Source organism: Magnetospira thiophila, from assembly GCF_054657015.1.
The window spans coordinates 536,656-562,220 of the sequence record NZ_BAAHXF010000001.1 but is presented as its reverse complement, the minus strand read 5'-3'; the positions used below and the strand labels follow the sequence as shown (position 1 = coordinate 562,220).

Here is a 25,565-nt window from a genome sequence, read left to right as displayed (position 1 = left end):
AGGGGGTGCCGCGTCTTCGCCCTGACACTGAAAAGGAGGCCACGACGATGGCTGTCGCACTGCAAACTCCGGGCCCTTACCCCGCTCTGCCCGCCACCAAGGAAGACATGCTGGCCGCTGTCCAGGCCGTGGCCGAGACCGATATCCGCAGCATGGCGGTGCCGGTCGATGTGGAGGGGATCTATCCCGGTGCCAACATGGTCAAGTTGGCCCAGGCGGGGGCTTTTGCCCAGCATGTGACCGGTTTCGGCTATCATCCCGGTCAGACCGACCTGCTCGACACCATCGAGGCGATGACCGTCGCCGGTCGCGAATGCGGCAATACCAGCTTCTTGATGTGGCTGCAAAACGCCTTTGCCTGGTACCTTTTACAATCGGAAAATACCGCTCTGCGCGATGAACTGCTGGAAAAGACCGTCACCGGACAGATCATGGGCACATCGGGCATGTCCAACCCTGTCAAGTCCATGGACGGCATCGAGTCGTTCAAGCTCAAGGGGCAGCGGGTTGACGGCGGCTATGTGGTCTCCGGGGTGCTGCCTTATGTCTCCAACCTGGGCGACAACCATTACATGGGGTCGGCCTTTGAAATGGCCGACGATCCCAAGGTCAAGAAGATGGCCGTTTTCCACATCAACGGCGACGACGTGCAGATCCGCCAGAACACCCATTTCATCGCCCTGGAAGGCTCCGGTACTTATTCGGTGCTGGTCAAGAAGGCTTTCATCCCCGATAGCCGCATCCTGGCCGAGGACATGCCCGCCTACGTCAAGCGCATCAAGCCCGCGTTCTTTTTGATGCAGGCCGGAATCGCCCTGGGCCAGATCCACGCTTTCATCAACATCATGAAGGAAAGCGACAAGTCGCTGTATCACGTCAATCAGTACCTGCCGGACCGGGCCGAGACGTTCGAGGCGGAGCTGGCGGCAGCCCTGCCCGGGGTCATCGCGTTGCTCAAAACGCCGCTCGACAGCTCACCGGAATATCTGAAGAAGGTGTTCGAAACCCGACTCTATGCGGGCGATCTGACCATGCGGGCGGCCAATGCGGCGCTGCTGCACGAGGGGGCCAAGGGCTATATCCAGGGCTCCACCGTGGATCGGCGGTTCCGAGAATCCATTTTCGTCGCCATCGTCACCCCAGCCACCAAGCACCTGCGCAAGGCCATCGCCGATTTAGGCGTTTGATGACAAACAAAGGAGAAAAGTATCATGTCCCGTGTTGAAGTTACTGAAAAGATTGTTGCGACCAAGCTGGCCAAGGGCCTGACCTGGGAGGGCGTTGCCAAGGAAATCGGCCCGGCCAAGGAATGGTGCACCTGTGCCCTTTTGGGCCAGATGGCCATGAACGAGGATGAAGCGGCCAAGGCGGCCAAAATCTTCGATCTCACCCCCGAGGAAGCCAAATGGCTGACCGTTCCGCCGTACCGGGGTGGCCTGGGCCAGTCGGTACCCACCGATGCGCTGTTGTACCGTTTCTACGAGCTGATCCAGGTCTATGGCCCGGCCATGAAGGCGCTGATCGAGGAAAAGTTCGGCGACGGCATCATGTCGGCCATCGACTTCTCCATGGATATCTCCAAGGAGCCGAACCCGGCGGGCGACCGTGTGGTTGTCGTGCTCAACGGCAAGTTCCTGCCCTATAAGCGGTACTGATCGAGTGGGATGGGCCGTGTTCCGACGGCCCATCCGCTTCGACTTCAACAACAAGGAAAACGCCCATGCCCACCCTCACCGTGACCGATGCCAACGGCGTCACCAAGGAATTGGAAACCGGGACTGGCCAGTCCGTCATGGAAATTTTGCGCGAAGCCGGATATCCGGTGGTTGGCGAATGCAATGGCTCGTTGGCCTGTGCCACCTGCCATGTGATCGTCAATCCGGATTGGTTCGATAAGCTCGATGCCTTGAAGGAAGAGGAGGAAGACATCCTCGACACCGTGTTTAATCTGGAGGAGACTTCGCGTCTTTGTTGCCAGATCATGATGACCGATGATCTGTCGGGTTTGGCCGTGCGATTGCCGGGCTGATTGCGTTTCAAGAGGGGAGGACCCATTCCGATGAGCAAGACCATTGCCTACTATTTCACTCTGATCTCGCCGTTCACCTATCTGGGGCAGCCGCGGGTGTTGGCGTTGAGCAAACGGGATGATGTGAACATCGTCTATAAGCCCTTCGACATCATGAAGGTGTTCAACGAAGTGGGTGCCCTTCCTCCGGTGAAGCGGCATCCGTCGCACCAGAAATACCGGGCCGCAGAATTGCAGCGTTGGAGCGCCAAGTTAGGCATGCCGCTGAATCTGAAGCCGGCCCATTTTCCGGTGCCGACGCAACCGGCGAGCTGTCTGCTACTCGCCGCCGTGGACGCGGGGGCGGACCCGGGGCCGTTGGCGATGGCCATTTTGAAGGCGGTTTGGGCCGAGGAACGCAACATCACCGACGCCGCCACTTTGGCCGACATCGCCACTGATTGCGGGCTGGATGGCGCCGCCCTGGTCACGGCCTCGCAGGCCGACGGCATGGCCGAACGGTTCGACGATTCCACCGCCCAGGCCATTGCCGACGGAGTGTTCGGGTCGCCGACCTTCATCGTCGACGGACAGATGTTCTGGGGACAGGACCGCATTGCCATGCTGGAAGAGGCCCTCTGACCGGGGGTGACAGGGAGAGACCGACCATGCCCATTCAATGGACTGCCGATTTGGCCCTTGGCCATCCGCAGATTGACCATGACCACCGCGTGCTGGTCGACATGCTGAACCGGGTCGAAAGCCAGATCGAAGTAGGCGCGTCTTCGGGGGCGCTGGAAGAGGTTCTGGTCGGTCTCAACAAGTACGTGAGCGAGCATTTCGCTCGCGAGGAACGGATCATGGAGGAAACCGGCTATTCCATGATCGAGTCCCACAAAGGACAGCATCAGCGGTTCACCGCGAAAATCAAATCGTTGACCGAGGCCTACCAATCCGAACCCGCCTCGGTGAACCTGTCCCAGCTACATGCCTTCCTGAGCGATTGGCTGCTCACCCATATTCAAATCACGGATCAGACCATTCTGGCCGGGTGATCTGTGCCGTGACGGGCCATGAGCAAATGAAACACTGCTCAACCAACAGGTGGATTCCAACACCTTCGCCATTGCCGGTCAGGATCACGCCAGTTGGAGGGTCCATATTGATCAGGAAAGCCTCGATCTCAACGCCTGACCGATGAGGGGCCGGGCTGGCCGCTGTCAGGCGGGTCTGCGGTGCTGTGCTTCAGGCGGAATACTGGGGCTGGCTACTGTTCGGTTCTCTGGTACTCTATATCCCCTAGCGCGAGTCGACCCAAAACCGGGGGTTAAATCCATGACCGATCTTTCCCAGACGCCCGCCTGGCGTGACCTGGACGTCCATGCCCAGGACATGTCCACGCGCCATATGCGCGATTTGTTCAAACAGGACCCTGATCGTTTCGATGCCTTTTCTCTGCGATTGGGCGACATGCTGGTCGATTATTCCAAGAATCGGATCACTGGAGAGACCCTGGACAAGCTGCTGGCTCTGGCCGATGCGGCGGAACTGGAGATCTGGCGCAGCCGCATGTTCGCCGGTGACGCGATCAACAACACCGAAAACCGGGCGGTCTTGCATGTGGCGCTGCGCAACCGTTCGGACCGTCCCATTTTCGTCGACGGAAGCGACGTGATGCTCGGCGTGCGGCGGGAACTGGATCATATGCGGCGGTTTTCCGATTCCGTGCGCGAGGGCTATTGGACCGGCCATACGGGTAAATCCATCACCGATGTGGTCAATATCGGCATCGGTGGTTCGGATCTGGGGCCGGTGATGGTCTGCGAGGCCCTGAAGCCCTATCACCATCCGCGCCTGAAGGTGCATTTCGTCTCCAATGTGGACGGCACCCATATCGCCGAGACTCTCAAGGGCCTGGACCCGGAAACCACCCTGTTTCTAGTCGCCTCTAAAACCTTTACTACCCAGGAAACCATGACCAATGCCCAGTCGGCACGCAAATGGCTGACCGATCGTCTGGGCGAGGCAGCAGTGGGACGGCATTTCGCCGCCCTGTCCACCAACACCGAGGCGGTGGCCGCGTTTGGCATCAACACCGCCAACATGTTCGAGTTCTGGGATTGGGTGGGCGGGCGTTATTCCCTGTGGTCGGCCATCGGACTGCCCATCGCCATCGCCGTCGGCATGGATCATTTCGAGGCGCTGTTGCAGGGGGCCTATGAAATGGACGAACATTTCCGCACCGCCCCGCTAGCGCACAATATTCCGGTCATTCTGGGATTGCTCGGGGTGTGGTACGGCAATTTCATGGGAGCGAGCACCCATGCGGTGCTGCCCTATGATCAGTACCTGCACCGTCTGCCGGCCTATCTGCAACAGGCCGATATGGAAAGCAATGGCAAGCGGGTGACCCGCGACGGCCATCCGGTTCCCTATGCCACCGGGCCGATCCTGTTCGGCGAACCGGGGACCAACGGCCAGCATTCCTTCTATCAATTGATCCATCAGGGCACCCATCTGATTCCCTGTGATTTCATCGCCAGCGCCGAGACCCACAACCCGGTGCCGCATCACCATTCCATTTTGTTGTCCAATTTCCTGGCCCAGCAAGAAGCGCTAATGATGGGTAAGACTGAAACCCAGGTGCGCGAAGAGTTAACGGCCCAGGGGCGCAACGCCAAAGACATCGAGAAACTGGTGCGGCACAAGGTCTTCCCCGGCAATCATCCGACCAACGCCATTTTGGTGCGCAAGATTGATCCCACATCGCTGGGTAAGCTGGTGGCCATGTACGAACACAAGATTTTTGTCCAGGGGGTGATCTGGGGCATCAACTCCTACGATCAATGGGGCGTCGAACTGGGCAAGCAGTTGGCTCGTATCATTCACCCGGAACTGAAGGGTGACGTGGCCCCGCGCCCCCATGACGGCTCCACCAGCGCCCTGATCCGGCAGATTCGAGACTGGCGGAAATAACCATCCTGGGTAGATTTATTGTGGATGGCGATCCGCATGACATGTAATATCCCTCTATGATCACTCGGGTCGTATGGGAGGGGGCATGAGGTTCTTTTTATTGGCCGTTGTGGCAGCTCTGCTTTGCCTGGGGAGCGTGCGCCCCGCCGATGCCGCACCGGAGGAAAAAACCTCCAACGGCGAATCGAAGCCGAGCCAGGAAACCAAGGCCGAGCCGGAAGTCACCTTCCAGCCGGCTCTGATCCCCCTTCAACAAAGAGCTGACCGCATCAAGCTGGCCTTGCCCGGGCTGAAGTCGGCCAAAGACACCACCTATTTTCTGATGTTGGTCCAGATTCTGGAGCGGTCACCGTCAAACACTTTGGACGATATCGAGAATTGGGTCCGTCTCTATGCCAATAGCCTGATCCGCATTCAACTTGACGATGATGAGGAAAAGGCCCAGGGGAACCGGGACCTCGTTGAGATTCCCAAGTACTGGAGCAAAGACAGGACATACGCCAACGAAGTCATTCAGGCCTTCGTCGAGGATGTGAACAACTACGCTTTCCCGGAGGCTCGGACAAAATTTTCAAAGATCGTCGGGCGTTATTTACGGAAGATGGACTCTTTTTTTGAGCAGCTTGGTCAGTTCCATGAAAAGATCAAAAGCGGCGAAGCCGTGCCGAGGCAAGATCTTGAGAAAATTTACTTTCTGGCCGCGGTGGAAACTGTATTGATGGAAACGGATATTCGCCTGACGTTCTTCCATGAACAATTGAAAGACTACGGCTCCACCGCCGAGAGACTCTTCTACAGCCAGGATTTACTCCTCTCAAATATTTTCCAATGCTATGGCAACTATATCGGGGATGGCGACAGTTGTGGCACGCTGCTGGACGATGCTGCGGCACTGCTTGCTGCGGCGAGAAAGTCCCTTGCCGCAATTGAACAAGAGCAGCGCAAGTTCAGCTTTCTGGAACTCGGGGAGGTGGTCACGGCGGGTAATCCGCTGGTTCGTCATCTGACGGTAAAGGCGCGTCGCCTGGATGCCTCGATCGCCTTGGAGCGGGATCTGCTGGACGTTCTCGAAACCATGTTGGACGCCAGTTCCATCGGTGATTTCAAAAAGAGCCATTTCTATAATATTTGGGGGGCCTATTGGGCGCTCAGAATCAACGCTCACAAACGGTTCCGGGCAGAATACAATGAATGGCTGGCCATTCTGAATCCGGAGCAGGGGGAGGCTGGCGAGCCGGAAAAGGCGGCGCAAGAGCCAAAGGAAGAAAAAGTCTTTGTCGATGTGGTGGACACGAACTTTTGGGCCAGCCGGGTCTACCGGGACGACAAGACCGGGCATCTGAAAAGCTGTGACATCCTGCCCTCCAACAGGAGCACGAAAGGGCTGGCGCTGATTGAATATCCCGCCCTGGGCAAACCCAGACTGGCGTTCAATGAAAAGGAATGGGGCCTGACCGACGGGGAGCAGGTGAAGGGGACGCTGACTTTTAATGATGGAGACCCCATAGCCTTCGAGGGTTCCGTGTACAACGAGGGCACCCTTTATATCTCTCCGTTGCCAGAGCATTTTATCGAGGATGTGACCTCGGCAAAGATGCTCCATGTCGCCATTCCACAGGGCAAGCAAAGTTATCCCTTGTTCAGTATGGACGTGGTTTATGATGCGTTGCGGGATTGTTTGGCCGAAGCAGGCTACGAAATGCCGGAGAAAATCGGGCTCGAAACTTTCCGCCCGCCCGCCCTCCGCACCGTGGCGAAAGAGGATGCGGAGCAGAAGGATTCACTGGAGACGCTCGTCAAGGTCGCCTGGAATAACAATTTGAAAAAGGCCCTGGATGAAAATTTTCTGAGCCTCGTTCAGGGGATGGATCTTTATCTGAGACAAACCGATTTAATCCTGGGAAGCATCAGTTTTTATCTATCCGGTAAAATTCCAAGGGAGACCCTGGATGAGCGATGGGTCACCTATACCTGGGACGCCAAAGCCTTCCTTGATTATATTTACAGTTATGCCGTGCCGGCGGAGTACAGGGCGCGCCTGCTGCGGGTTCCTGCCGATCCCATCACATCATTCATCGATGGCTTTTTTGAAGCGCGGAAAGCCACGCGAGGGGCCTATTACAAGGCCTACGAATTGATGGAGGGGATCGAAAACAACACCCTGACACCGGGGAAGGACGAGGTAAAAGTATTCGAGATTGCGCAGTGGGTTTTCACCCTAGAGGCCTGGAAAGCGTTCAATCGGGCGGCCTATGATCTGCTGATACATGATTTGGCCGCCGACGCCGGTCTGGAGCAGTTGATCTGGGGTATGAATGTCATCAACGACGCGGCCTATGTCAGCTTCCTTTTCGGATTGGCCGAGAAATCCCAGCATGATCATCAGGCCGCCCTGCGCCATTTTGCCGATGCCAAGCGGATTATCGGAGCGGCGGAGGGAGCGGTATCCCACTTCAAAAGTGAAGTCGTCATCTTCGAAGCCCTGTTGCTCGATGCCCTGGGCGGCACCGTGGACGGGGTGGACGAACTGTTGGAAAACATTCAAGTCAGTTTGCAGTTGGAGGAGGTTTTGGCCCACAAGTTGGTTGATCGAATTGACCGAACCAGCGACGGGGAAGTCATCGAAAGCATCCGAGATGCCTTTACTCAGCTTCTCGAGCAGCGGCTGGAGCTCAGGGAAAGGCGACTGGCGTTATGGACAACGTTCAACCTCAATCTGATGGCCTCCATACGGGAGAAATCCAGCGAGGAAGAGGCGGAAAAGAAAGAATCCGGTATTTAAAAAATGGATAGTCGAACCTCTGGCGATGAAATAGGGTGTCATTGAATTTGGAGTGGATTCCCGGGGCGAATTGGTGCGGCATTTCCGACAGATAACGAATTGGGCGGTGGCCTTCACGCTGTTGGTCCAGGCGCTGATTCCGTTCGCCCAGGCGCTGCCCTCCCCGAATGACGCCGGACCGCTGATCATCTGCACACAGTTCGGCTTGCGCGTTCTCAATCCGGCGCAGGCCCCCGACACTTCCAGGTCCCGCGCCACCGACCCGGCCGCTTGCGCGGTCTGCATCAGTCTGGATAGCGCGCGCCTCTCGGCCCCGATGTTTGGCCAGGTCACCCGTGAGTTCCCGCCGATCTGCCGGATGGCCTATGACGAAGCGACGGTCGCGCTTCTCCCGGGGCAGATCAAGTCCCTGAAATGGCCTCGGGCACCGCCCTCCGTGACCTGATTTTCATTCCTATCCAAATCAATCCGCACGTCCCGCCCCTGGCGGACCTCGCGAGGTTTGTGCGTGCACGTGAAAAAAAGGTCAATTCCATGAAACAGTTGAAAACCACGTTCGTCCTTCTTTCCCTGCTGCTGGCGGTCTTCGTCGGCCTCGGTAACCCCAACGCCCAGGCCGCCGACGCCAAAGCCGGTCTGTTCGTCAACCTGACCACGGATGACACCTGGGCGGCCACCAAGGCGATCATGTTCGCCCATCAAAAAGCACTTAAAAACGGCTTCCAGCCGGTCGCCATCTGGCTCAATGTGCGCGGCATTTATCTGGCGGACAAAAATCGTCCCTCCCACACCCACGGCCTGATGAAAGAAAATATCCATCAGATGCTGCAATCCTTCATCAAGGATGGTGGAACGGTTTATGCCTGCCAGGCCTGCACGAAGGCGGCGGGATTGACGCCGGACAGCTTCATCGACGGCGTCGAGATGGGCAATGAGGCGGCCATTCTGGATCTGCTGGCCAATCCAAGCGTCAAGACGTTGAGCTGGTAACATCCATCAGGCAGGGTGGGCGTGCCAAACGCCTACCCTGTTTCTTCTCCGTGAATATAAAGAGGTGTGTCCGCAGATTACAGGATGTCGCTCAGGCGGAACACGCTGTGCAGATCGTCCTGGTTTTCCAGGCCGACACCCAGGTCCTTGAGAATGCCGTCTTCCAGGCTGTAGATCCAGCCGTGCACGGAAAGTTTACGACCGGTGCTCCAGGCGCTCTGAACCACCGACAGTCGGGCCACGTTGCGCACCTGATGCATGACATTGAGCTCGCACAGGCGATTCTGCCGCCGCTCGGTGTCCTTGATCAGCCGCAATTCCTCGAAATTGGCGTGATAGACGTCCTTGATATGGGACAGCCAGTTGTCCAACTGGCCGTGCGGTTCCTTGTCCATCGCCGCCTTGATGCCGCCACAGCCGTAATGGCCGGTGACGATGATGTGCTCGACCTCCAGCACCTCGACCGCATATTGCACCACCGACAGGCAGTTGAGGTCCGAATGGGGAACCACATTGGCGATGTTGCGATGCACGAACATCTCGCCCGGTTGCAGCCCGACGATCTCATTGGCCGGGACCCGCGAGTCCGAACAGCCGATCCACAGGTAGTTGGGCGATTGCACGTCGCGCAGGCGGTGAAAGAAATCCGGGTCCTGGCCGAGTTTCGCCGCTGCCCATTGGCGATTGGCCTCGAACAGGTCCTGCGGGCTTTTATGATCGTCTTTCTCACACATGCTTTCTATGTAGCTGGTATGGACCTAATCTGCAATTGTCTGATGGCGCATTGTTCCGGCATCGAAATACGATTCTTGAAACCATCTATTTCTTTTGCTTTTCGTGGGTATAATCCGAGGGACCGTCCGCTCTTGTCAAATCCCCTCAGAATGGCAACGGATCGTGGTGGAGATATATGGCGCAGTCAAAATCCGAGGAAGCGTTCCTTAAACAACTCAAAGGGATCCTGGCCTCCCATCGCGCAGTGATGGAAGGTCGCATCTTTCAACTCGATTTGACGTCCATTCAAAAGGAAATGGGCGAAAAATGGAACAGGATTGCCGCCAACATCGACCGCATCGTCAGCGGTGTTCTCGATCTGCGATTGACCGAGAGCGATGTGTTCATGAAACAGGATTCCACCCATTATCTGGTCGCCTTTGCCAGTTCCGACGTGGCCAGATCCAAATTGAAACTGTCCCTGGTTGCCCATGAGGTGGGACAACGGGTGCTTGGCCTGTCCTGGGACTCCAATGCCGGACTGGTCAAGTCACTGACTCTTGGTGAAAATGAAGAGATTTTGGTCGAAGCCATCGACATGCAAGAAGGCACAGGCGTCGACGACATGCCGCGGGAAGGCGGAAGTCTCCCTTCTCCAAAGCTTTTTCGCAGCCTGGATCATGTGTCGGAGGACTCTGGTCAGATCGGCTTTATGTTTAGGCCCATGTGGTATGTGAAGCGCAAGGTCATCACCACCTACCTCTGTGTTCCGGCCCTGAGCGACGAGAATTCCAGTTTCCGCTGTGGCTACAATGTATTACCCAAGCCCAGCGACCCCAAGCAAATCGCCTATCTGGACAATGCGACAGCGCGGCGCCTCGGTCTTGAGTTCCGTCGGTTGGCACAAAACAACATGGACCCCCTGCTGTCCATGCCGGTGCATTACGAGACCCTGTTCAACCCACAATCAAAAGTCGCGTTCATTCGAACCTGCCATCAACATCTGGCAACGAAAAGGAACCGCGTCGTGTTCGAGTTGGTCGGGCTCCCGGAGGGCATTCCATTTTCCCACCTCCAGGATATGACCCATGCACTCCGTCCTCTGGGGCGCGCCATCATGGGCCGCATGCGCCGTGGCGTGGTCAAATTGCCATTTCACAAGCAAGCCGGGTTGCATGGGGTGGGGATCGACATCTCCACCGGAGGCCATTCGGAAGACGGCATCATACAAGAATTCAATGCGTTCGCTTCAGTGGCTGCGGAGAACGACTTGCGTACCTATGTCCACGGAATCGCATCGCTCAGCCAGAGCACGGCTGCGGTCTGTGCCGGGTTCGACTATGTGGACGGCTACGCCATCGCCAATGTGGCGGACGCCGCTCGTGACATCGAAGTTTATGATATTCGGGAGCCGTACAGGCGGTATTTCAAGAAGCAGCCGGTCCCAGGTGACGATTGACGACCGCCATGAGTTGTTCGTCGGTAAAAGGTTTGACCAGCACGCTCGAAGCGCCAAATTCCTTTGAATACTCTAGAAAATCCAGATTGCGCGTGCGACCGCCACCGGAGATCGCGATGACCGGTAGGTCCGGTGCCGCCTTGTGCAGTTCCATGATGGTCTCGATGCCTTCCTTGTGGGGCATGATGATATCCGTAATCACCAAGTCCAACTTATGGGCATTGAAAACATCTAGCCCTTCCTCTCCGTTGGCGGCCTCCAGGATCTCATGCCCTTCACTTTCGAGAATTTCCCGGAGCGTGAATCTGGCAACTTCCTCATCATCAATGACCAGTATGAGTGCCATCGCGAAATGTTCCTTCCCGCCAGTCACAAATTAACCGAAACCAAGACAAAAAATTAATCACATGATTGTATCATGTAATTAAATTAGGATGAAACGAAATTAAAAATTATATTAACTTCATGGAGTGTTTAGGTCATCACATGAATATCAAGGACGCGCAATTTGTGATTTATGCCTGGAAAATTCTTAAAAATCTATTCTGAAAGGGAACACCTCTCATGATGCCAGGTCTACGTTCGCGCTGGGTGGCTTGGATTACAGGGGGCCTATCCATGGGGCTTGGCGGGTTGGTGCTTGTCGGCTGGTTGGCGCAGCTTCCGGCGCTGATTCAGGTGGCACCGGGCTTTGTCCCCATGCAATTCAACACGGCGCTGGGCTTTTTGCTGTCCGGGCTCGGTCTGACGGCCCTGCTCCTCGGGGGACGCGGTGTGGCGATGATCTGCGGTTTGACGGTCGGGCTGCTCGGGGTGTTGACGCTGGTGGAATATGTGGCCGGGATCGATATCGGCCTCGACGAATTATTCATGGACCATTACATACAGGTCCAAACCTCCCACCCGGGACGGATGGCCCCCAACACCGCCCTTTGTTTCACCTTGATGGGGCTGGCACTCGGATTGATGGCCGAAACCAAAGCCGATCAGGGGGGGAAAACCTCCGCCGCCATTTTGGCGGCGCTTACGGCGGCTTTGGGATTCGTGGCGTTGTTCGGTTATGTGACCGGCGTCGAAGCCGCCTATGGCTGGGGGCATCTGACCCGCATGGCGATCCATACCGCAATCGGGTTCCTGTTTCTCGGGGCGGGCATGCTGGGGCTTTCCTGGGCCGAATCCTCGTCTGATCGGCGCCAACGGTTTCCAGACTGGGTCCCTCAGGTGCTGGCGATCTGGGTGCTGGCGATCACGGTTGCCCTGTGGCAGGCGATGGTCCAGAGCTCCATTCGGGGAGAGGACGATCTCGCCAGTGCCATTGTCCACCATCTGACACTTGGGTTCGGTCTTGTTCTTGCCGCAGCCCTGGGGTGGGCCCTGTATCTGGTGCAGATCAATCTGGATAAGACGCGGCGATTGACCGAAGCCTATATCACCTTGGCGCGGCAAGAAGTGGAACTGCGCAATCTGAACCGGGATCTGGAAAGCCGGATCGCCCTACGCACTGCGGAGTTGGAGCGCAGCCAGGCCGACCTGTTGGCCTCGCAGCAGGCGGGTAGGGTGGGTACATGGCGTTGGGACATCAAGGCGCGGACGGTGGAAGGATCGGGTGAGTGCCTGCGCATTTTTGCAATGGACGGGCAGGAAGACAGCTTTGCCCTGACTCGTTTGCTGAAACAAATTGTCCGTAAGGACAAGAAGCGGGTCACCAAGTCGTTCGCCGATGCCGCCTCGGCGGGAGCGCCGATCCACCTGGAGTATACCATCGTCACGCCCGATGGGCTCAAGCGCGACGTGGACGTGCGTGGCGAACCGGTCATGTCGGAGGACGGTACCCCACTGCGGTTCCAGGGCGTGGTGCAGGACATTACCGAGCGGGTCCGGGACCACCGTCACTTGCAGGAAAGCGAGGAACGCCTGAGCTTGTTGCTCAATTCCACCCAGGAAGGAATCTACACCCTGGACAGGGCGGGGATCTGCACCTTGTGCAATCCGGCTGCCGCCCGTCTGCTCGGCTTTGACAGCCCGGGTGATCTGGTCGGGCAGGACATGCATGCCCTGACCCACCATACCAAAGCCGATGGCCGACCCTATCCGGCCAAGGATTGCGCGGTCTGCCGGGCCTATCGGATGGATGATGCCGTGCACCGCTCGGACGAACTATTCTGGCGCGCCGACGGGACTTTCTTTCGGGTGGAATACGATGCCCATCCCATGCGCCGTGACGGTCGCCTGATCGGCGCGGTGGTGGTCTTCGCCGATATCACCGACCGCGTCGAGGCGGAAAAAAATCTGCGTCAGGCGCAGAAGATGGAGTCCCTGGGCAATCTGGCGGGCGGTATCGCCCACGACTTCAACAACATGCTGTTGCCGATCCTGGCGCTGTCCGAATTGACCCGCAAACAACTTCCCGAAGGAAGTCGCGAGCGCAAACGGCTGGAAATCGTGGTGGACGCCGCCAAACGGGCCAGCCACCTGGTGAAGACCATTCTTACGTTCAGTCGCCGCTCCGAGACGGAGCCGAAGGTGGAGAGGGTGGACCTGTACGAGTTGATCGGCCAATCCCTCAATCTGTTGAGGGCCACGCTCCCCTCGACGGTGGATATCCAGGCGAAGCTGGACCCCAACACCGGGTTCATCATGGCCGATTCCACACAGATCAGCACGGTCGTGATCGACGTGGCGTCCAATGCCGTCGATGCCATGGAGGGGCGCGTCGGACGCCTGTCCATCGGCCTGTCGGCGCTTCCGAAAGGGGATAAAGAGTTGGCTCGATTGCCCAATCTCGCACCGGGCGCATATGCCCGGCTGACCGTGACCGACAGCGGCAAGGGCATGAACGAGGCCACCATGGAACGAATCTTCGATCCCTTCTTTACCACCAAACCCGTTGGCGAGGGCACCGGACTGGGGTTGTCCATGGTGCATGGGATCGTGACCCATCATGGCGGGGCGATCAAAGTCGAGAGCGCCCCCAACAAGGGCGCGACCTTCAAGTTTTACTTTCCGCTGCTCTGAAAAATCCGGTAACGATAAAACCTGATTCCGGTTGCCCCTGCCACCGTCCCCCTGGGGAGAAGACCAAGAGACATGACCCTGCGCCTGCTCCCCGATACCCTAGTCAACCGGATTGCCGCCGGTGAGGTGGTCGAACGTCCGGCCTCGGCGATCAAGGAACTGGTGGAAAACAGCCTCGATGCCGGTGCCCGGCGCATCGACGTGGTGATGCGCGACGGCGGTCGGACCTACATGTCGGTCACCGACGATGGTTGCGGCATGACGCCCGAGGAACTGGTCCTGGCGGTGCAGCGCCACGCCACCTCCAAATTGCCCGACGATGATCTGGTGCATATCGCCAGCCTCGGCTTTCGCGGCGAGGCGTTGCCTTCCATCGGCGCGGTGTCGCGATTGACTCTGACTTCACGCTCTGCCGGAGCCGACAGTGCCTGGGAACTGTCCCTGTCCGCTGGGGTGGTCGGGGAACCCCGCCCCGCCGCCCATCCGCCGGGGACGCGGATCGAGGTGCGCGATTTGTTTTTCGCCACCCCGGCCCGGCTGAAGTTTCTCAAGGCGGCACAGACGGAACGTGGTCATGCGGTGGACGTGCTCAAGCGCCTCGCCATGGCCTATCCCCAGGTGGCGTTCTCGCTCCATGACGGCCAGCGGGATGTGCTGCGCTATGCCGCAGCAGCAGGGGATCTGTTCGATGCCCGGGCCGAGCGGCTGGCCGCCGTCATGGGCCGGGAATTCACCGATAACGCGGTGCCAGTGGAAGCCGAACGGGACGGCCTTCATCTCAGCGGCCTGACCGGCTTGCCGACCCTCAACCGGGGCAATGCGCAGATGCAGTTTCTGTTCGTCAACGGACGTCCGGTGCGCGACCGGCTGCTGCTCGGGGCGGTGCGCGGGGCCTATCGGGACGTGCTGGCCGGGGATCGTCATCCCCTGTTGGCGCTGTTTCTGGAAATGCCGCCGGATCTGTTGGACGTCAATGTACATCCGGCCAAGACCGAAGTGCGGTTTCGCGACGCGGGAACGGTGCGCGGCCTGATCGTCGGGGCGCTCAAGATGGCTCTGGCCGGGGCCGGGCACCGGGCCACCTCGACGGTCGGCATGGCGGCGCTTGGTGCGGCTCGACCTCAGGGCGGCGGTTCTTCATTGCCGATGGGATTCGGTCATTCTCCGGCCCCGCGCCTTCCCCAGGGCCTGCACGACAAGGCGCAGACCTTCCATGCGCCGTTGCCCCATATGTCCCGGCCACCCCAGGCCCCCGCCCCGGTGGCCGATGGGTCGGACCCGGTGGATCATCCGCTCGGCGTGGCGCGGGCGCAACTGCATGAAACCTACATCGTCGCCCAGACCGCCGACGGCATCGTTCTGGTCGATCAGCACGCGGCGCACGAACGGTTGATGCATGAGCGGATCACCCGCGACCTGCTGGCGGGGGGTGTGGCCCGCCAGGGATTGCTGTTGCCGGAGGTGGTGGAACTGGACGACAGCGCCGCCGCCCGACTGCTGGAACGAAGCGCCGAACTGGCTGAGTTGGGGCTGTTGCTGGAGGCTTTCGGCGACGGCGCGGTGGTGGTGCGTGAAATCCCTGCCGCCCTGGGCAATACGGATGTCAAAGGGCTGGTGCGCGATCTGGCCGATGACCTGATGGAACTGGACGAAGCCATCGCTCTGCGGGACCGTTTGGGCGCGGTCTGCGCCACCCTGGCGTGCCATGGCAGTGTGCGCGCCGGGCGGCGTTTGAATGGCGATGAAATGAATGCCCTGTTGCGGCAGATGGAGGCGACGCCCCTGTCCGGCCAATGCAGCCACGGACGCCCCACCTATGTGGAACTGAAATTGGCCGATATCGAAAAGCTGTTCGGGCGGCGTTAAAGCCTTTGCAAGGCCCAGGCGGCGGCATCACGGACCAAATCCGCATCATCTTGCAACAGCGTCTCAGCCACGGGGCGCAACTCGGGCTGGGCGCTGTTGCCGAGGGCGATCAGGACGTTATGAACAAAGCGGTCACGGCCCACCCGCTTGACCGGTGAACCGGCGAAGACGTCACGGAAGCCCGCATCGTCGAGCCGCGCCAGATCGGCCAGCCGGGGGGCGCTCATTTCGGCCCGGGGCTGGAACCCCGCTTCCGATGTCGGGGCGGCGAACTTGTTCCACGGACAGACACTCAGGCAATCGTCGCAGCCATAGATCCGATTGCCCATTTGCGACCGAAGTTCCGCCGGTATGGGGTTTTTGGTCTCGATGGTCAAATAAGACAGGCAGCGTCCGGTATCCATCTGGTAGGGGGTATGCAAGGCGTCGGTTGGGCAGGCGCTGCGACAGGCATCGCAGGAGCCGCAATGGTCGGGCATGAAACGGTCGATGGGCAGATCAAGGCTGGTGAAGATCTCGCCCAGAAACAGCCAGGAGCCGAACTCCCGGGACACCAGATTGGTATGTTTGCCGGTCCAGCCCAGCCCGGCTTGCCGGGCCAGCGGTTTTTCCATCACCGGGGCGGTATCGACGAATACCTTGACCTCGCCGCCAAAGGTGACGGTCATCCAACGGGCCAGGGCCTTGAGCCGTTTCTTGATGATATCGTGGTAGTCCTTGCCCTGGGCATAGACGCTGATTCGGCCCCGGTCGGGATGTTCGGCCAGCGCCAGGGGGTCTTGGCCCGGCCCGTAATTCATGCCCAGGGCGATGACGGTTTTGGCTTCCGGCCACAACACATGCGGATCGGCCCGGCGGTCGAAGGTTTCGGCCATCCAGGTCATGTCCTCATGCCGCCCCTGGTCCAGATAGGCGCGCAGGGACTCACGATCCTCGGTCCGGCTGCTGGCGCGGGTGAAGCCGCAGGCGTTGAACCCCAGATCAAGCGCCTTGGCGCGAATGTTTTCCCGCTGATTGCGGGGGCTGGTCGCCATGACAGGCACTCCGTTGAACGGGGAATTGTTTCAGAGGGTGGCGAAATGAGCCCGTGCGCCGCGCTCCAGGGCGGCGGCGATCAACCGGTCGATCTCCAGCCGGTGACGGATCAGTTCGAGCATGCGCATTTCCTCCGGATGCACGGCACCGTCCGCTGCTGCCACGTCGAGGGCCAGGGCGTAGGCGGTCTCGCGCAGCCGCTCCGGGAGCGCCGCATAGACCATGTCCAGCGCCCGGTCCAGGCCATCCTCGTCCACCAACAGGTCGGCACATTGGGAGGCGGTGACGGTCAGACGCTCGGTGTCATAATCGGCGAACACCGGAAGCGAGTTGACGATATCGCCGATAATGCGCAGTTCGCTGTCGGTCATGTCGTTATCGGCGGCGGACATCAACACCATGCAATAAACCAGGGCGTCGTGGTGGGTGATCATGGTCGGGCATTCCCCTTGCATTCTTGAAATATTATTACGATCCCCATTAAAGCCTGTCGGCGGGATCTTGGCAACCGTTTGTCAGAACACGAAGGGGCGGTTTTCGGCACCGGAAAACGGCGGGAACGGAAAATGCGGAAAAAAGCTAGGCTTTTGAAATATTGTAATGAATATTCTATATATTAGAAATATATAAAGTAAATGGAATATTAATCGGTTAATTACTACATGCTGGAAAAGAATTATATGGGCATTCACAGTCAGCATTTTTCGGATTAGGGTCTTCCCTGGAGTCTGGGCTAGGGGAAGGTGGCAGATGGCGATTTCGAAAAAGTTGCTGGAGGCGTTGGACGCCCACCGGAAGGCTTCCCTCGACAGCGGCGGACCGGAAAAGGTTCAGCAACGGCATGAAAAGGGATTGATGACGGCGCGAGAGCGTCTGACCGCGCTGTTTGCCGAACATACGTTCCAGGAAGTGGGGCTGCACGCCCGCCATCAGGCGGTGAATTTCGGCATGGCCGACAAGGAGATCCCGACCGATGGCGTCATCGTCGGGACCGGATATGTGGAAGGGCGTCAGGTCTGCGGGGTCAGTCAGGATTTCATGGCCATGGCCGGGACCCTGGGTATGGCGCATGCCATGAAGATCGTCGAGATCATGAAATATGCCCGCAAGAACGGCATCCCCGTGGTGGCGTTCAAGGATTCCGGCGGGGCGCGAATCCAGGAAGGCGTGGATTCCCTGTCCGGCTATGGGCATGTGTTCTATCAAAACGTCCTGTTGTCCGGCATCGTGCCGCAGATCGCCATTATCGCCGGACCCTGCGCCGGGGGTGCGTCCTATTCTCCGGCCCTGATGGATTTCATCATCATGACCCGGGAAAACGCCCATATGTTCATCACCGGGCCGCAGGTCATCAAGGCGGTGACCGGGCGCGATGTGAGCATGGCCGACGTGGGAGCCGCCATGGTTCACGCCACGGTCAGCGGCAATGTGCATTTCCTGGCCGAGAACGATGCCCACGCGGTGCAGATCGCCAAACGGCTGCTCAGCTATCTGCCGTCCAACAATACCGAGGACCCGCCGCATCAACCCTACTGCGATCTGGCGTTGGACGAGGACCCGTTGATCAATGATTTGATCCCGGCGGAATCCTCGGACCCGACGGATATCTACGCCATCATCGCGCGGCTGGTGGATCAGGACAGTTTCCTGGAAATTCATGCCGGATGGGCGCGCAATCTGGTCATCGGCTTTGCCCGTATCAGCGGCATTGTCACCGGGATCGTCGCCAACAACCCCATGGAAAAGGCCGGGGCGCTCGACATCGACGCCTCGGACAAGGGAAGCCGCTTCATCCGCACCTGCAACATTTTCAATATTCCCCTGGTGACCCTGGTCGACGTGCCCGGTTTCCTGCCCGGCATCGAACAGGAACGCGGCGGCATCATCCGCCATGGCGCGAAGATGCTGTTTGCCTACGCCTCGGGGACCATGCCCAAGATCACCATCATCCTGCGCAAGGCCTATGGCGGGTCGTATCTGGCCATGTGCTCACAGGAAATGGGGGCGGATTTCGTCTATGCCTGGCCGTCGGCGGAAATCGCCGTCATGGGGGCCGAGGGCGCGGTGAACGTGCTGTATCGTACCGAGTTGAAAGACGCCGAAGATCCGAAAGCCAAGCGGGTCGAACTGGCGACGGAATATCGGGAAAAATTCGCCTCGCCCTACCTTTCGGCGGCCCGAGGCTACATCACCGATGTGATCAATCCGGCCGAGACCCGGGGCGTTCTGGCCCTGTCCCTGCGCAAGCTTCTCAACAAGCGGGAACTGCGCCCGCCCAAGAAGCATGGCAACATGCCGGTCTAGTGGAGACGACATGAGCGATCTCATCTATAAGTCCCTGTGGATGTACGGCCTGGCCATCATCATTTCGATGATCGTGGCGGTGTTGGTCAAGGGGATCGTCGTCTTGTTGTCGCGGACCGCCAAAAGGGCCCCGGTCGTGCGGGCCGCGGCCCCGGCCCCGAGGGTGGCAGACGGCGTCCCGGCGGCCCATGTGGCGGCCATTGCGGCGGCGGTCTATTCCATGCTGGGCAGTCATCGCATCGTGCATATCGGTGATGCGCCGCGTGGCGGAACCTGGTCCGCCGAGGGCAAGATCATGCATCAGACATCGCATAACATTCATCGCGCAAGCAGCAACAATTCCACTCGGCGTTAGAAGGGGTAAGGCATTCCATGGTCAAGCATTTTCGAATTGCCGTCGATGGTCACGAATATGACGTGACGGTCGAGGACCTGAGTGATCCGGGCAATCTGTATCCGTCCCCGGGTATGATTTCCTCGAACTTCGACACGCCGCCGGCACCGCCGCCGCCAGTGGCCGCCGCTCCGACCGCCAATGCCGGTCCCGACGCCAAGTTGAGTCCGCTGGCCGGAGTCGTCTCGGCGATTGAGGTCACGCTCGGTCAGACGGTCGCGGCGGGGGATCGCGTCTGCACCATCGAGGCGATGAAAATGAAAACGGCAGTGACCGCGCACAAGTCAGGCAAAATTACTGAAATTTCCGTCGCTGCAGGCGATGCCGTGGACGCAGGCCAACCCCTTGTAACCATTTCCTAGGTCAAACCCTCATGGACATCGACCTGCTCTCCGTCTTTCAAGGCTTGGCCACGTTATCGGCCTCTGAGCCGGCCATCCTGTTCGGGCGGATTTTTCTCATCGCCCTGGGTCTGCTGTTGATTTATCTGGGGCGCAAAGGGGTCCTTGAGGCGCTGTTGATGATTCCCATGGGCCTGGGCATGGCGACGGTCAATGCCTCGGTGATGTTTTTGGCCGATGGGACGAAGGGCACTTTGTTTCTTGATCCATTGGTCAATAACACGGAAAAACTGATGACCGTTCTGCAAATCAACTGGTTGCAGCCGGTCTATACCTTCACCTTCGCCAACGGTTTGATTGCCTGTCTGGTGTTCATGGGCATCGGTGTGTTGCTGGATGTGGGGTTTGTAATGGCCCGTCCGTTCACCTCCATGTTCCTCGCGCTGTGCGCGGAATTGGGCACGGTTGTGGTGTTCCCGCTGGCCGTCTGGTGGGGGCTGCCGCTGGGCGATGCGGCGGCGACGGCGACGATTGGCGGGGCTGACGGGCCGATGATTCTGTTCACCGCCCTGATGCTGTCGGACAATCTGTTCGTGCCCATTACTGTGGTCGCCTACCTGTATCTGGGCCTGACCTATGGCGGCTATCCGATGCTCATCAAATTGATGGTGCCGCGCCATATCCGGGGGCTCAAGATGCCGGAGGAAAAGGTTCGCGACATCAAATCGACGGAAAAGCTGATCTTCGCTGTGGTCACCTGCGTGATTCTGTGCCTGCTGTTTCCGGTGGCGGCGCCGCTGTTCTTTTCGCTGTTCATCGGCGTGGTGGTCCGCGAAAGCGGCCTGACTCGCTTTGCCGAGACCTTCTCCGGCCCCATTCTCTATGGCTCGACCTTTTTCCTCGGACTGTTGCTGGGGGTGTTGTGCGAAGCCAGTACCATCCTCAATCCTCAGGTGCTGATTCTGCTGGTGCTCGGGATCATCGCCCTGACGGTATCGGGGATCGGCGGCATTCTGGGGGGGTACGTGCTCTATTTTGCCACCGGCAAGAAGTTCAATCCGGTGATCGGTATCGCCGGAGTGAGCTGCGTCCCGACCACCGCCAAGGTCGCGCAGAAAATCGTTGCTGAAGTGAACTCGGATTCGGTGGTGCTTCCCCATGCTCTGGGGGCCAGCATCTCCGGGGTCATCACCTCGGCCATCTTCGCCGGTATTCTGATTTCGGTGGTGCGTTAAGGCATCTCGCCGACCAGCAATTTGGGGTCTATCGGGGTTGCGAACAGGCTGACCCCCCAATGCAGGTGCGGGCCGGTGGCCCGGCCGGTGGCTCCAACGGTGCCCAGAATCTGCCCTTTTTCCAGACGCTGGCCGTCGACCACCTGGATCGTGTCCATATGGATATAGACACTGGTCAGACCGTGGCCGTGATCGAGCATCACCGTCTTGCCCGTATAGAACATGTCGTCATGGACCAGGGCCACCACCCCATCGGCGCAGGCCGCCACCGGGGTGCCGCGCGGGGCGGCGATGTCGACTCCATTGTGCGGGTTTTTGGGCTTCCCGTTCAAAATCCGCTGGCTGCCATAGATGCCGCTCAAGGGACCCTGTACCGGCCACTGAAAGCCCGACTCAAATAGCGGTTCATCGCGGTCGTTCTGGCGCACCTGTTTGATCAATCCCGCTTCGGCGTTGATGCGGTCCCAGTCCATTTTCGGCGGTGTGACCTTGCTCGGCGGAAGACCGTCAATCCGTTGAATGTCCCAGTCGCGGGCCGATACCTGAAGCACTTGTTGGGTTTGGCGGCCATCGGGAAGGGTGATCTCCAGGCGGCTGGTCGGTCCGGCATCGCGTCCGAAGGCGAGGAGGAACCGCCCGTCCCGGGCCACCCGCACGGCGCGTCCATCCTGCTCAACCCTGGCCCCCGGCACCGTGTGGCCGATCACCAAGCCGCCTTGGGTAAGAGGGCCTTCCAGGCTCGGTTCGGCCCGTGCTGTGTTATTCAGGAACAAACAGATAAAAACGAGAGCAGGCAGATAACGCATTAAAACAGGTCTCCCTGCTGTCGCTTCGGAGGGATGTCTCGCTTGGGTTTCTTCGGCGGCGTGCCGCCGGTCGCCACGGCGCCCAGGTCGCCGTCGCGCAGGGTCAGGGTCAGCGGCTGTCCCGATTGGACCTGAGTGACCGATGTCACGGCCTTGCCCTCGGCATCGCGGATCAGGGCGAAGCCCCGTTCTAAAACCTTTTGATAGGAGTAGCTGTCAAGCAGCTTGCCCAGATGGGCCAGCCAGCTTTCCGGCTCGCGCAACAGGCCCCGACCGGCACCGTGCAAGGCCCGCGTCTCTCCAGCCAATCGGGCCTGGGCCTCGGCCAACCGGGGCCGGGGGTCGGGCAGTCGGGCTGACCATTGATAGAGCGCCGCCTCCTTGCGGTCGAGCCAGGATTTCAGGCCGTTGTCCAGGCGTTCGGTCTTGTCGTCCAGCCGCTGGGCCAGTTCCTCGATGCGGCGGCGCGGATCGACCAGCCCCCGGGCCAAACCCTCCAGACGGGTGTCCCGGGTCTCCAGAAATCGAGTCAGAGCGGCCACCAGACGACCGCCATCATCGAGTAGCTGCGCCAACAGCTCGCCGCGCACCGGCACCGCCAGTTCGGCGGCGGCGGTAGGCGTCGGGGCGCGCAGATCGGCGGCGAAGTCGATCAGCGTCGTGTCGGTCTCGTGGCCCACAGCGGAAATCAGCGGAATGTCCGAGGCGGCGGCGGCGCGCACCACCGCTTCCTCGTTAAATGCCATCAGGTCTTCCAATGATCCACCGCCCCGGGCGACGATGATCAAGTCCGGGCGCGGCGGTTCCGCGTCGTCGGACAGTTTGTTGAACCCGGCGATGGCCTCGGCGATCTGCGTCGCCGCCCCGTCGCCTTGGACCAGTACCGGCCACAGCACCACCCGGCAGGGGAAGCGGTCGGACAGCCGGTGCAGAATGTCGCGGATGACCGCGCCGGTGGGGGAGGTCACCACGCCGATGACCCGGGGCAGGAAGGGTGGCTGCTGCTTGGTGGCGGCATCGAATAGACCCTCGGCGGCCAGTTTGCGTTTGCGTTCCTCCAGCAGTTTGAGCAGCGCCCCCTCGCCAGCCAGTTCCAGCGATTCGATGACCAACTGATATTTGGAGCGTCCGGGATAGGTGGTCAGACGACCGGTGGCGATGACTTCCATGCCGTCTTCTGGGCGCAGGGCGAGGCGTGAAGCGGTGCCACGCCAGCAGACCGCATCCATCAGCGCCTCTGTATCCTTCAGCGCCATATAGAGATGACCCGAGGCGGCACGCTTGAATCCGGAAATTTCTCCACGCACCCGAACCAGGGCAAAAGTGTCTTCCACCGTGCGTTTCAGGGCCGCCGATAGCTCGGCGACGGAGAGCACGGGCAGGTTGCCCCCTATTTCTTCATTGTTCCTCATGTGGAATTCCGTAACATGCAGGAATGGGGCACGGCAACAACTAGGAGAAATATCCACCATGAAGGATCAGGCCTTGACGGTGTTGGTCGTCGGATCGGGCGGGCGCGAACATGCCCTGTGCTGGGCCATCGCCAAATCCCCGAAGTGCGGCAGGCTGTTCTGCGCCCCCGGCAACGCCGGAATCGCGCAGGTGGCCGAGTGCATCGATGTGGGCGCGGAGGACGTCAACGGCCTGTTGAGCTTTGCCCGCAAGAACAAGGTCGACTTCGTGGTCATCGGCCCCGAGGCCCCCCTGGTGGCCGGGTTGGCCGACAAACTGGAGCAGGCCGGAATCCTGGCCTTCGGTCCCAGCGCTGCGGCGGCGCGGATCGAGGGCTCCAAGGCTTTCATGAAAGACCTCTGTTCCAAATACGACATCCCCACGGCCCATTACGACAGCTTCGATGAATGCGACGCGGCCAAGGAATACATTCGGGCCCATGGCGCGCCCATCGTCATCAAGGCCGATGGCCTGGCCGCTGGCAAAGGGGTCATTCTGTGCCGCAATATCAACGAGGCCTTTGCCGGGATCGACCACATCATGACCGAACGCTCGTTCGGCAAGGCCGGAGACTCGGTGGTGGTCGAAGAATTTCTGACCGGGGAGGAGGTGAGCTTCTTCGCCCTGGTCGATGGCAAGACGGCGCTCCCCCTGGTGTCCGCCCAGGATCACAAAGCGGTTCTCGATGGCGACGAGGGACCCAATACCGGCGGCATGGGAGCCTATAGCCCGGCCCCGGTGCTGACCCCGGAATTGCAGGAACAGGTCATGCGCGACATCATCCAGCCCACCGTCGCTGGCCTGGCTGCCGAGGGGATGCCCTACAAGGGGGTGCTGTTCGCCGGACTGATGATCCAGGACGGCGTGCCGAAGCTGCTGGAATACAATGTGCGTTTTGGCGACCCTGAATGCCAGCCGATGATGATGCGGCTGAAATCCGATGCCCTGGAGATGCTGCTGGCCTGCGCCGAGGGCCGGTTGGACCAATTGCAGTTGGAATGGCATGACCAAGCGGCACTGATTGTGGTGATGGCCACCGAGGGCTATCCCGGCACCTATCAGAAAGGCTCCGAAATCAAGGGGCTGGCAGAGGCCGGGGCAGTGGATGATGTGCAAATCTTCCATGCCGGGACCAAGGCCGACGGCGACCGTGTGCTGGCCAACGGCGGACGGGTGCTCGGCGTCACCGCCCTGGGTCGGGACGTCGCCGAGGCCCAGCAACGGGCCTATGCCTGCGTGGACAAGATTGATTGGCCGGAAGGGTTCTGCCGCCGGGATATCGGGTGGCGGGCGCTGAACCGGACCTGACAGCGTGGGACAAAAACCGCCCCCCGAGGCCCAAGGCCTGTTGCATCAGATCTCCATGTCCTACGTGCCGCTGGAGGATCGGGCGCAGTTGATTCTCGTGGTCTCCGACGGCACGGAGATGCGGTTCTGGATGAGCCGCCGCTTCGTCCGGGGCCTGTGGAGCGTGCTGCTCAAGGGCCTGGAAATCTTTCCCGACCTGAAGCGGGTCGTCAACGAGGATGCCCGTCAGGCCATGATGTCCATGCGCCACCATGACGCCCTTCAGCAAAGCGATTTCACCACCCCGCGCCAGCCGTCGAAGCAGACCTCGAAGCGCCTGCCTTTGTTGGTCGGCGCGGGCGTCCGGGCGACGGGGGCGAGCCTGGTGACCCTGACTCTGAAAACCCTGGGCCGCAAGTCGCTCAATCTCAATCTGGATGAGCGGCTGCTGCACGCCCTGTGTCATCTGATCGTGGAAACCGCCGTCAAGGCCGAATGGGACCTGGCCCTCACCGTCGGCGACGGCGCGCTGACCCCACCCGCCAAACGGGTCGTGCACTGAATGCACGGGTCAGCGTGGAGGGGATATTCATTGAAACGAAGCATCGGAAATAGTATCTTTTCCTTACATCCTTACTATAGGAAACCGTCCATGCTTGCGAAGCTGACGTCCAAGAACCAACTGACCCTGCCCAAATCTGTGCTGACCCATTGTCAGGGGGCGGAATATTTCGACGTGTCGGAAGACAACGGGCGCATCGTGCTGACCCCGGTGCGGTTGAACAAGGCCGACGCCGTGCGTTCCAAGCTGGCGGATCTGGGCATCAGCGAGGATGACGTGGCCGATGCCGTCAACTGGTCCCGCCAGCCCATACGTACGGCAAAGGGCTCGTAATTTCGG

Annotated in this window: 25 protein-coding genes; 19 read left to right on the top strand and 6 right to left on the bottom strand. The window is 59.7% G+C overall.

All coding sequences use genetic code 11. The annotated features are described in order from the left end of the window. The first annotated feature begins 47 nt into the window (after positions 1 to 47). The 9 genes from ACYQ1P_RS02620 (at position 48) to ACYQ1P_RS02580 (ending at position 8,756) form a co-directional block, all read left to right on the top strand. Positions 48 to 1,187, top strand: a complete 1,140-nt coding sequence (locus ACYQ1P_RS02620) for a hypothetical protein (protein ID WP_460018822.1) — start codon at positions 48 to 50, stop codon at positions 1,185 to 1,187. A gap of 24 nt (positions 1,188 to 1,211) precedes the next feature. Continuing rightward, positions 1,212 to 1,655, top strand: a complete 444-nt coding sequence (gene cynS, locus ACYQ1P_RS02615; protein WP_460018821.1) for a cyanase — start codon at positions 1,212 to 1,214, stop codon at positions 1,653 to 1,655. Between the two features lie 65 nt (positions 1,656 to 1,720). Further along, the gene (locus ACYQ1P_RS02610) at positions 1,721 to 2,029 is read left to right on the top strand and encodes a 2Fe-2S iron-sulfur cluster-binding protein (protein ID WP_460018820.1); all 309 of its coding nucleotides are present in this window, start codon (positions 1,721 to 1,723) and stop codon (positions 2,027 to 2,029) included. Positions 2,030 to 2,059: 30 nt separating this feature from the next. Beyond that, positions 2,060 to 2,650 (top strand): 2-hydroxychromene-2-carboxylate isomerase, encoded by a 591-nt coding sequence (locus tag ACYQ1P_RS02605; protein ID WP_460018819.1) that lies wholly within the window; start codon positions 2,060 to 2,062, stop codon positions 2,648 to 2,650. A gap of 26 nt (positions 2,651 to 2,676) precedes the next feature. Continuing rightward, entirely contained in the window at positions 2,677 to 3,063 is a 387-nt protein-coding gene (locus ACYQ1P_RS02600) for a bacteriohemerythrin (protein ID WP_460018818.1), read from the top strand. Positions 3,064 to 3,343: 280 nt separating this feature from the next. Continuing rightward, entirely contained in the window at positions 3,344 to 4,984 is a 1,641-nt protein-coding gene (pgi, locus tag ACYQ1P_RS02595; RefSeq protein WP_460018817.1) for a glucose-6-phosphate isomerase, read from the top strand. Between the two features lie 85 nt (positions 4,985 to 5,069). Next, on the top strand, positions 5,070 to 7,766 hold the full coding sequence (locus ACYQ1P_RS02590; RefSeq protein WP_460018816.1) for a hypothetical protein: 2,697 nt from the start codon (positions 5,070 to 5,072) through the stop codon (positions 7,764 to 7,766). Positions 7,767 to 7,818: 52 nt separating this feature from the next. Next, positions 7,819 to 8,211, top strand: coding sequence for a hypothetical protein (locus ACYQ1P_RS02585; protein ID WP_460018815.1), 393 nt, complete (start codon positions 7,819 to 7,821; stop codon positions 8,209 to 8,211). Further along, a complete protein-coding gene (locus ACYQ1P_RS02580) occupies positions 8,181 to 8,756 on the top strand; it encodes a DsrE family protein (protein WP_460018814.1) in 576 nt (191 codons plus the stop codon). Before ACYQ1P_RS02585 ends, ACYQ1P_RS02580 begins: the two co-directional genes overlap by 31 nt. A 77-nt stretch (positions 8,757 to 8,833) precedes the next feature. On the opposite strand, the gene can is transcribed toward ACYQ1P_RS02580, so the two are convergent. Continuing rightward, a complete protein-coding gene (gene can, locus ACYQ1P_RS02575; protein ID WP_460018813.1) occupies positions 8,834 to 9,490 on the bottom strand; it encodes a carbonate dehydratase in 657 nt (218 codons plus the stop codon). 176 nt (positions 9,491 to 9,666) lie between these two features. Between can and ACYQ1P_RS02570 the strand changes: the two genes are divergently transcribed. Next, positions 9,667 to 10,929: a hypothetical protein gene (locus tag ACYQ1P_RS02570; RefSeq protein WP_460018812.1), complete on the top strand. Its 1,263-nt coding sequence runs from the start codon at positions 9,667 to 9,669 to the stop codon at positions 10,927 to 10,929. Here ACYQ1P_RS02570 and ACYQ1P_RS02565 read toward each other — a convergent pair. Next, complete coding sequence (locus ACYQ1P_RS02565; protein ID WP_460018811.1) at positions 10,898 to 11,275, bottom strand: response regulator; 378 nt, start codon at positions 11,273 to 11,275, stop codon at positions 10,898 to 10,900. The two genes, ACYQ1P_RS02570 and ACYQ1P_RS02565, sit on opposite strands and share 32 nt — an antisense overlap. A gap of 218 nt (positions 11,276 to 11,493) precedes the next feature. Here ACYQ1P_RS02565 and ACYQ1P_RS02560 point away from each other — a divergent pair, with 218 nt between their 5' ends. Beyond that, entirely contained in the window at positions 11,494 to 13,944 is a 2,451-nt protein-coding gene (locus ACYQ1P_RS02560; protein WP_460018810.1) for a PAS domain S-box protein, read from the top strand. A gap of 72 nt (positions 13,945 to 14,016) precedes the next feature. After that, complete coding sequence (mutL, locus tag ACYQ1P_RS02555; RefSeq protein ID WP_460018809.1) at positions 14,017 to 15,810, top strand: DNA mismatch repair endonuclease MutL; 1,794 nt, start codon at positions 14,017 to 14,019, stop codon at positions 15,808 to 15,810. Here the strand turns inward: mutL and queG are convergent. Beyond that, positions 15,807 to 16,844 (bottom strand): tRNA epoxyqueuosine(34) reductase QueG, encoded by a 1,038-nt coding sequence (queG, locus tag ACYQ1P_RS02550; protein ID WP_460018808.1) that lies wholly within the window; start codon positions 16,842 to 16,844, stop codon positions 15,807 to 15,809. The genes mutL and queG overlap by 4 nt on opposite strands. Positions 16,845 to 16,874: 30 nt before the next feature. After that, the gene (locus tag ACYQ1P_RS02545; protein ID WP_460018807.1) at positions 16,875 to 17,279 is read right to left on the bottom strand and encodes a tellurite resistance TerB family protein; all 405 of its coding nucleotides are present in this window, start codon (positions 17,277 to 17,279) and stop codon (positions 16,875 to 16,877) included. A gap of 316 nt (positions 17,280 to 17,595) precedes the next feature. On the opposite strand from ACYQ1P_RS02545, the gene ACYQ1P_RS02540 reads away from it, so the two are divergent. Genes ACYQ1P_RS02540 through ACYQ1P_RS02525 form a run of 4 tightly spaced genes read left to right on the top strand, consistent with a single transcriptional unit; the run spans position 17,596 to position 21,119 of the window. Beyond that, positions 17,596 to 19,149 carry an acyl-CoA carboxylase subunit beta gene (locus ACYQ1P_RS02540; protein WP_460018806.1) on the top strand — a complete coding sequence of 518 codons (1,554 nt, stop codon included), beginning with the start codon at positions 17,596 to 17,598 and terminating at the stop codon, positions 19,147 to 19,149. Between the two features lie 10 nt (positions 19,150 to 19,159). Next, complete coding sequence (locus ACYQ1P_RS02535; RefSeq protein WP_460018805.1) at positions 19,160 to 19,504, top strand: hypothetical protein; 345 nt, start codon at positions 19,160 to 19,162, stop codon at positions 19,502 to 19,504. A gap of 17 nt (positions 19,505 to 19,521) precedes the next feature. Further along, on the top strand, positions 19,522 to 19,905 hold the full coding sequence (locus tag ACYQ1P_RS02530) for an acyl-CoA carboxylase biotin carboxyl carrier protein subunit (protein ID WP_460018804.1): 384 nt from the start codon (positions 19,522 to 19,524) through the stop codon (positions 19,903 to 19,905). Positions 19,906 to 19,916: 11 nt separating this feature from the next. Further along, complete coding sequence (locus ACYQ1P_RS02525; protein ID WP_460018803.1) at positions 19,917 to 21,119, top strand: sodium ion-translocating decarboxylase subunit beta; 1,203 nt, start codon at positions 19,917 to 19,919, stop codon at positions 21,117 to 21,119. Here the strand turns inward: ACYQ1P_RS02525 and ACYQ1P_RS02520 are convergent. Both ACYQ1P_RS02520 and xseA read right to left on the bottom strand, forming a co-directional pair. After that, positions 21,116 to 21,925: a M23 family metallopeptidase gene (locus ACYQ1P_RS02520; protein ID WP_460018802.1), complete on the bottom strand. Its 810-nt coding sequence runs from the start codon at positions 21,923 to 21,925 to the stop codon at positions 21,116 to 21,118. The genes ACYQ1P_RS02525 and ACYQ1P_RS02520 overlap by 4 nt on opposite strands. Then, on the bottom strand, positions 21,925 to 23,337 hold the full coding sequence (xseA, locus tag ACYQ1P_RS02515) for an exodeoxyribonuclease VII large subunit (RefSeq protein WP_460018801.1): 1,413 nt from the start codon (positions 23,335 to 23,337) through the stop codon (positions 21,925 to 21,927). Before xseA ends, ACYQ1P_RS02520 begins: the two co-directional genes overlap by 1 nt. 73 nt (positions 23,338 to 23,410) lie before the next feature. On the opposite strand from xseA, the gene purD reads away from it, so the two are divergent. From purD to ACYQ1P_RS02500, 3 genes are all read left to right on the top strand, one after another. Continuing rightward, on the top strand, positions 23,411 to 24,685 hold the full coding sequence (gene purD / locus ACYQ1P_RS02510) for a phosphoribosylamine--glycine ligase (protein ID WP_460020124.1): 1,275 nt from the start codon (positions 23,411 to 23,413) through the stop codon (positions 24,683 to 24,685). Between the two features lie 4 nt (positions 24,686 to 24,689). After that, positions 24,690 to 25,226, top strand: coding sequence for a hypothetical protein (locus ACYQ1P_RS02505; protein ID WP_460018800.1), 537 nt, complete (start codon positions 24,690 to 24,692; stop codon positions 25,224 to 25,226). A gap of 90 nt (positions 25,227 to 25,316) precedes the next feature. Further along, positions 25,317 to 25,559, top strand: coding sequence for an AbrB/MazE/SpoVT family DNA-binding domain-containing protein (locus ACYQ1P_RS02500; RefSeq protein WP_460018799.1), 243 nt, complete (start codon positions 25,317 to 25,319; stop codon positions 25,557 to 25,559). The last annotated feature ends 6 nt before the right edge of the window (positions 25,560 to 25,565 follow it).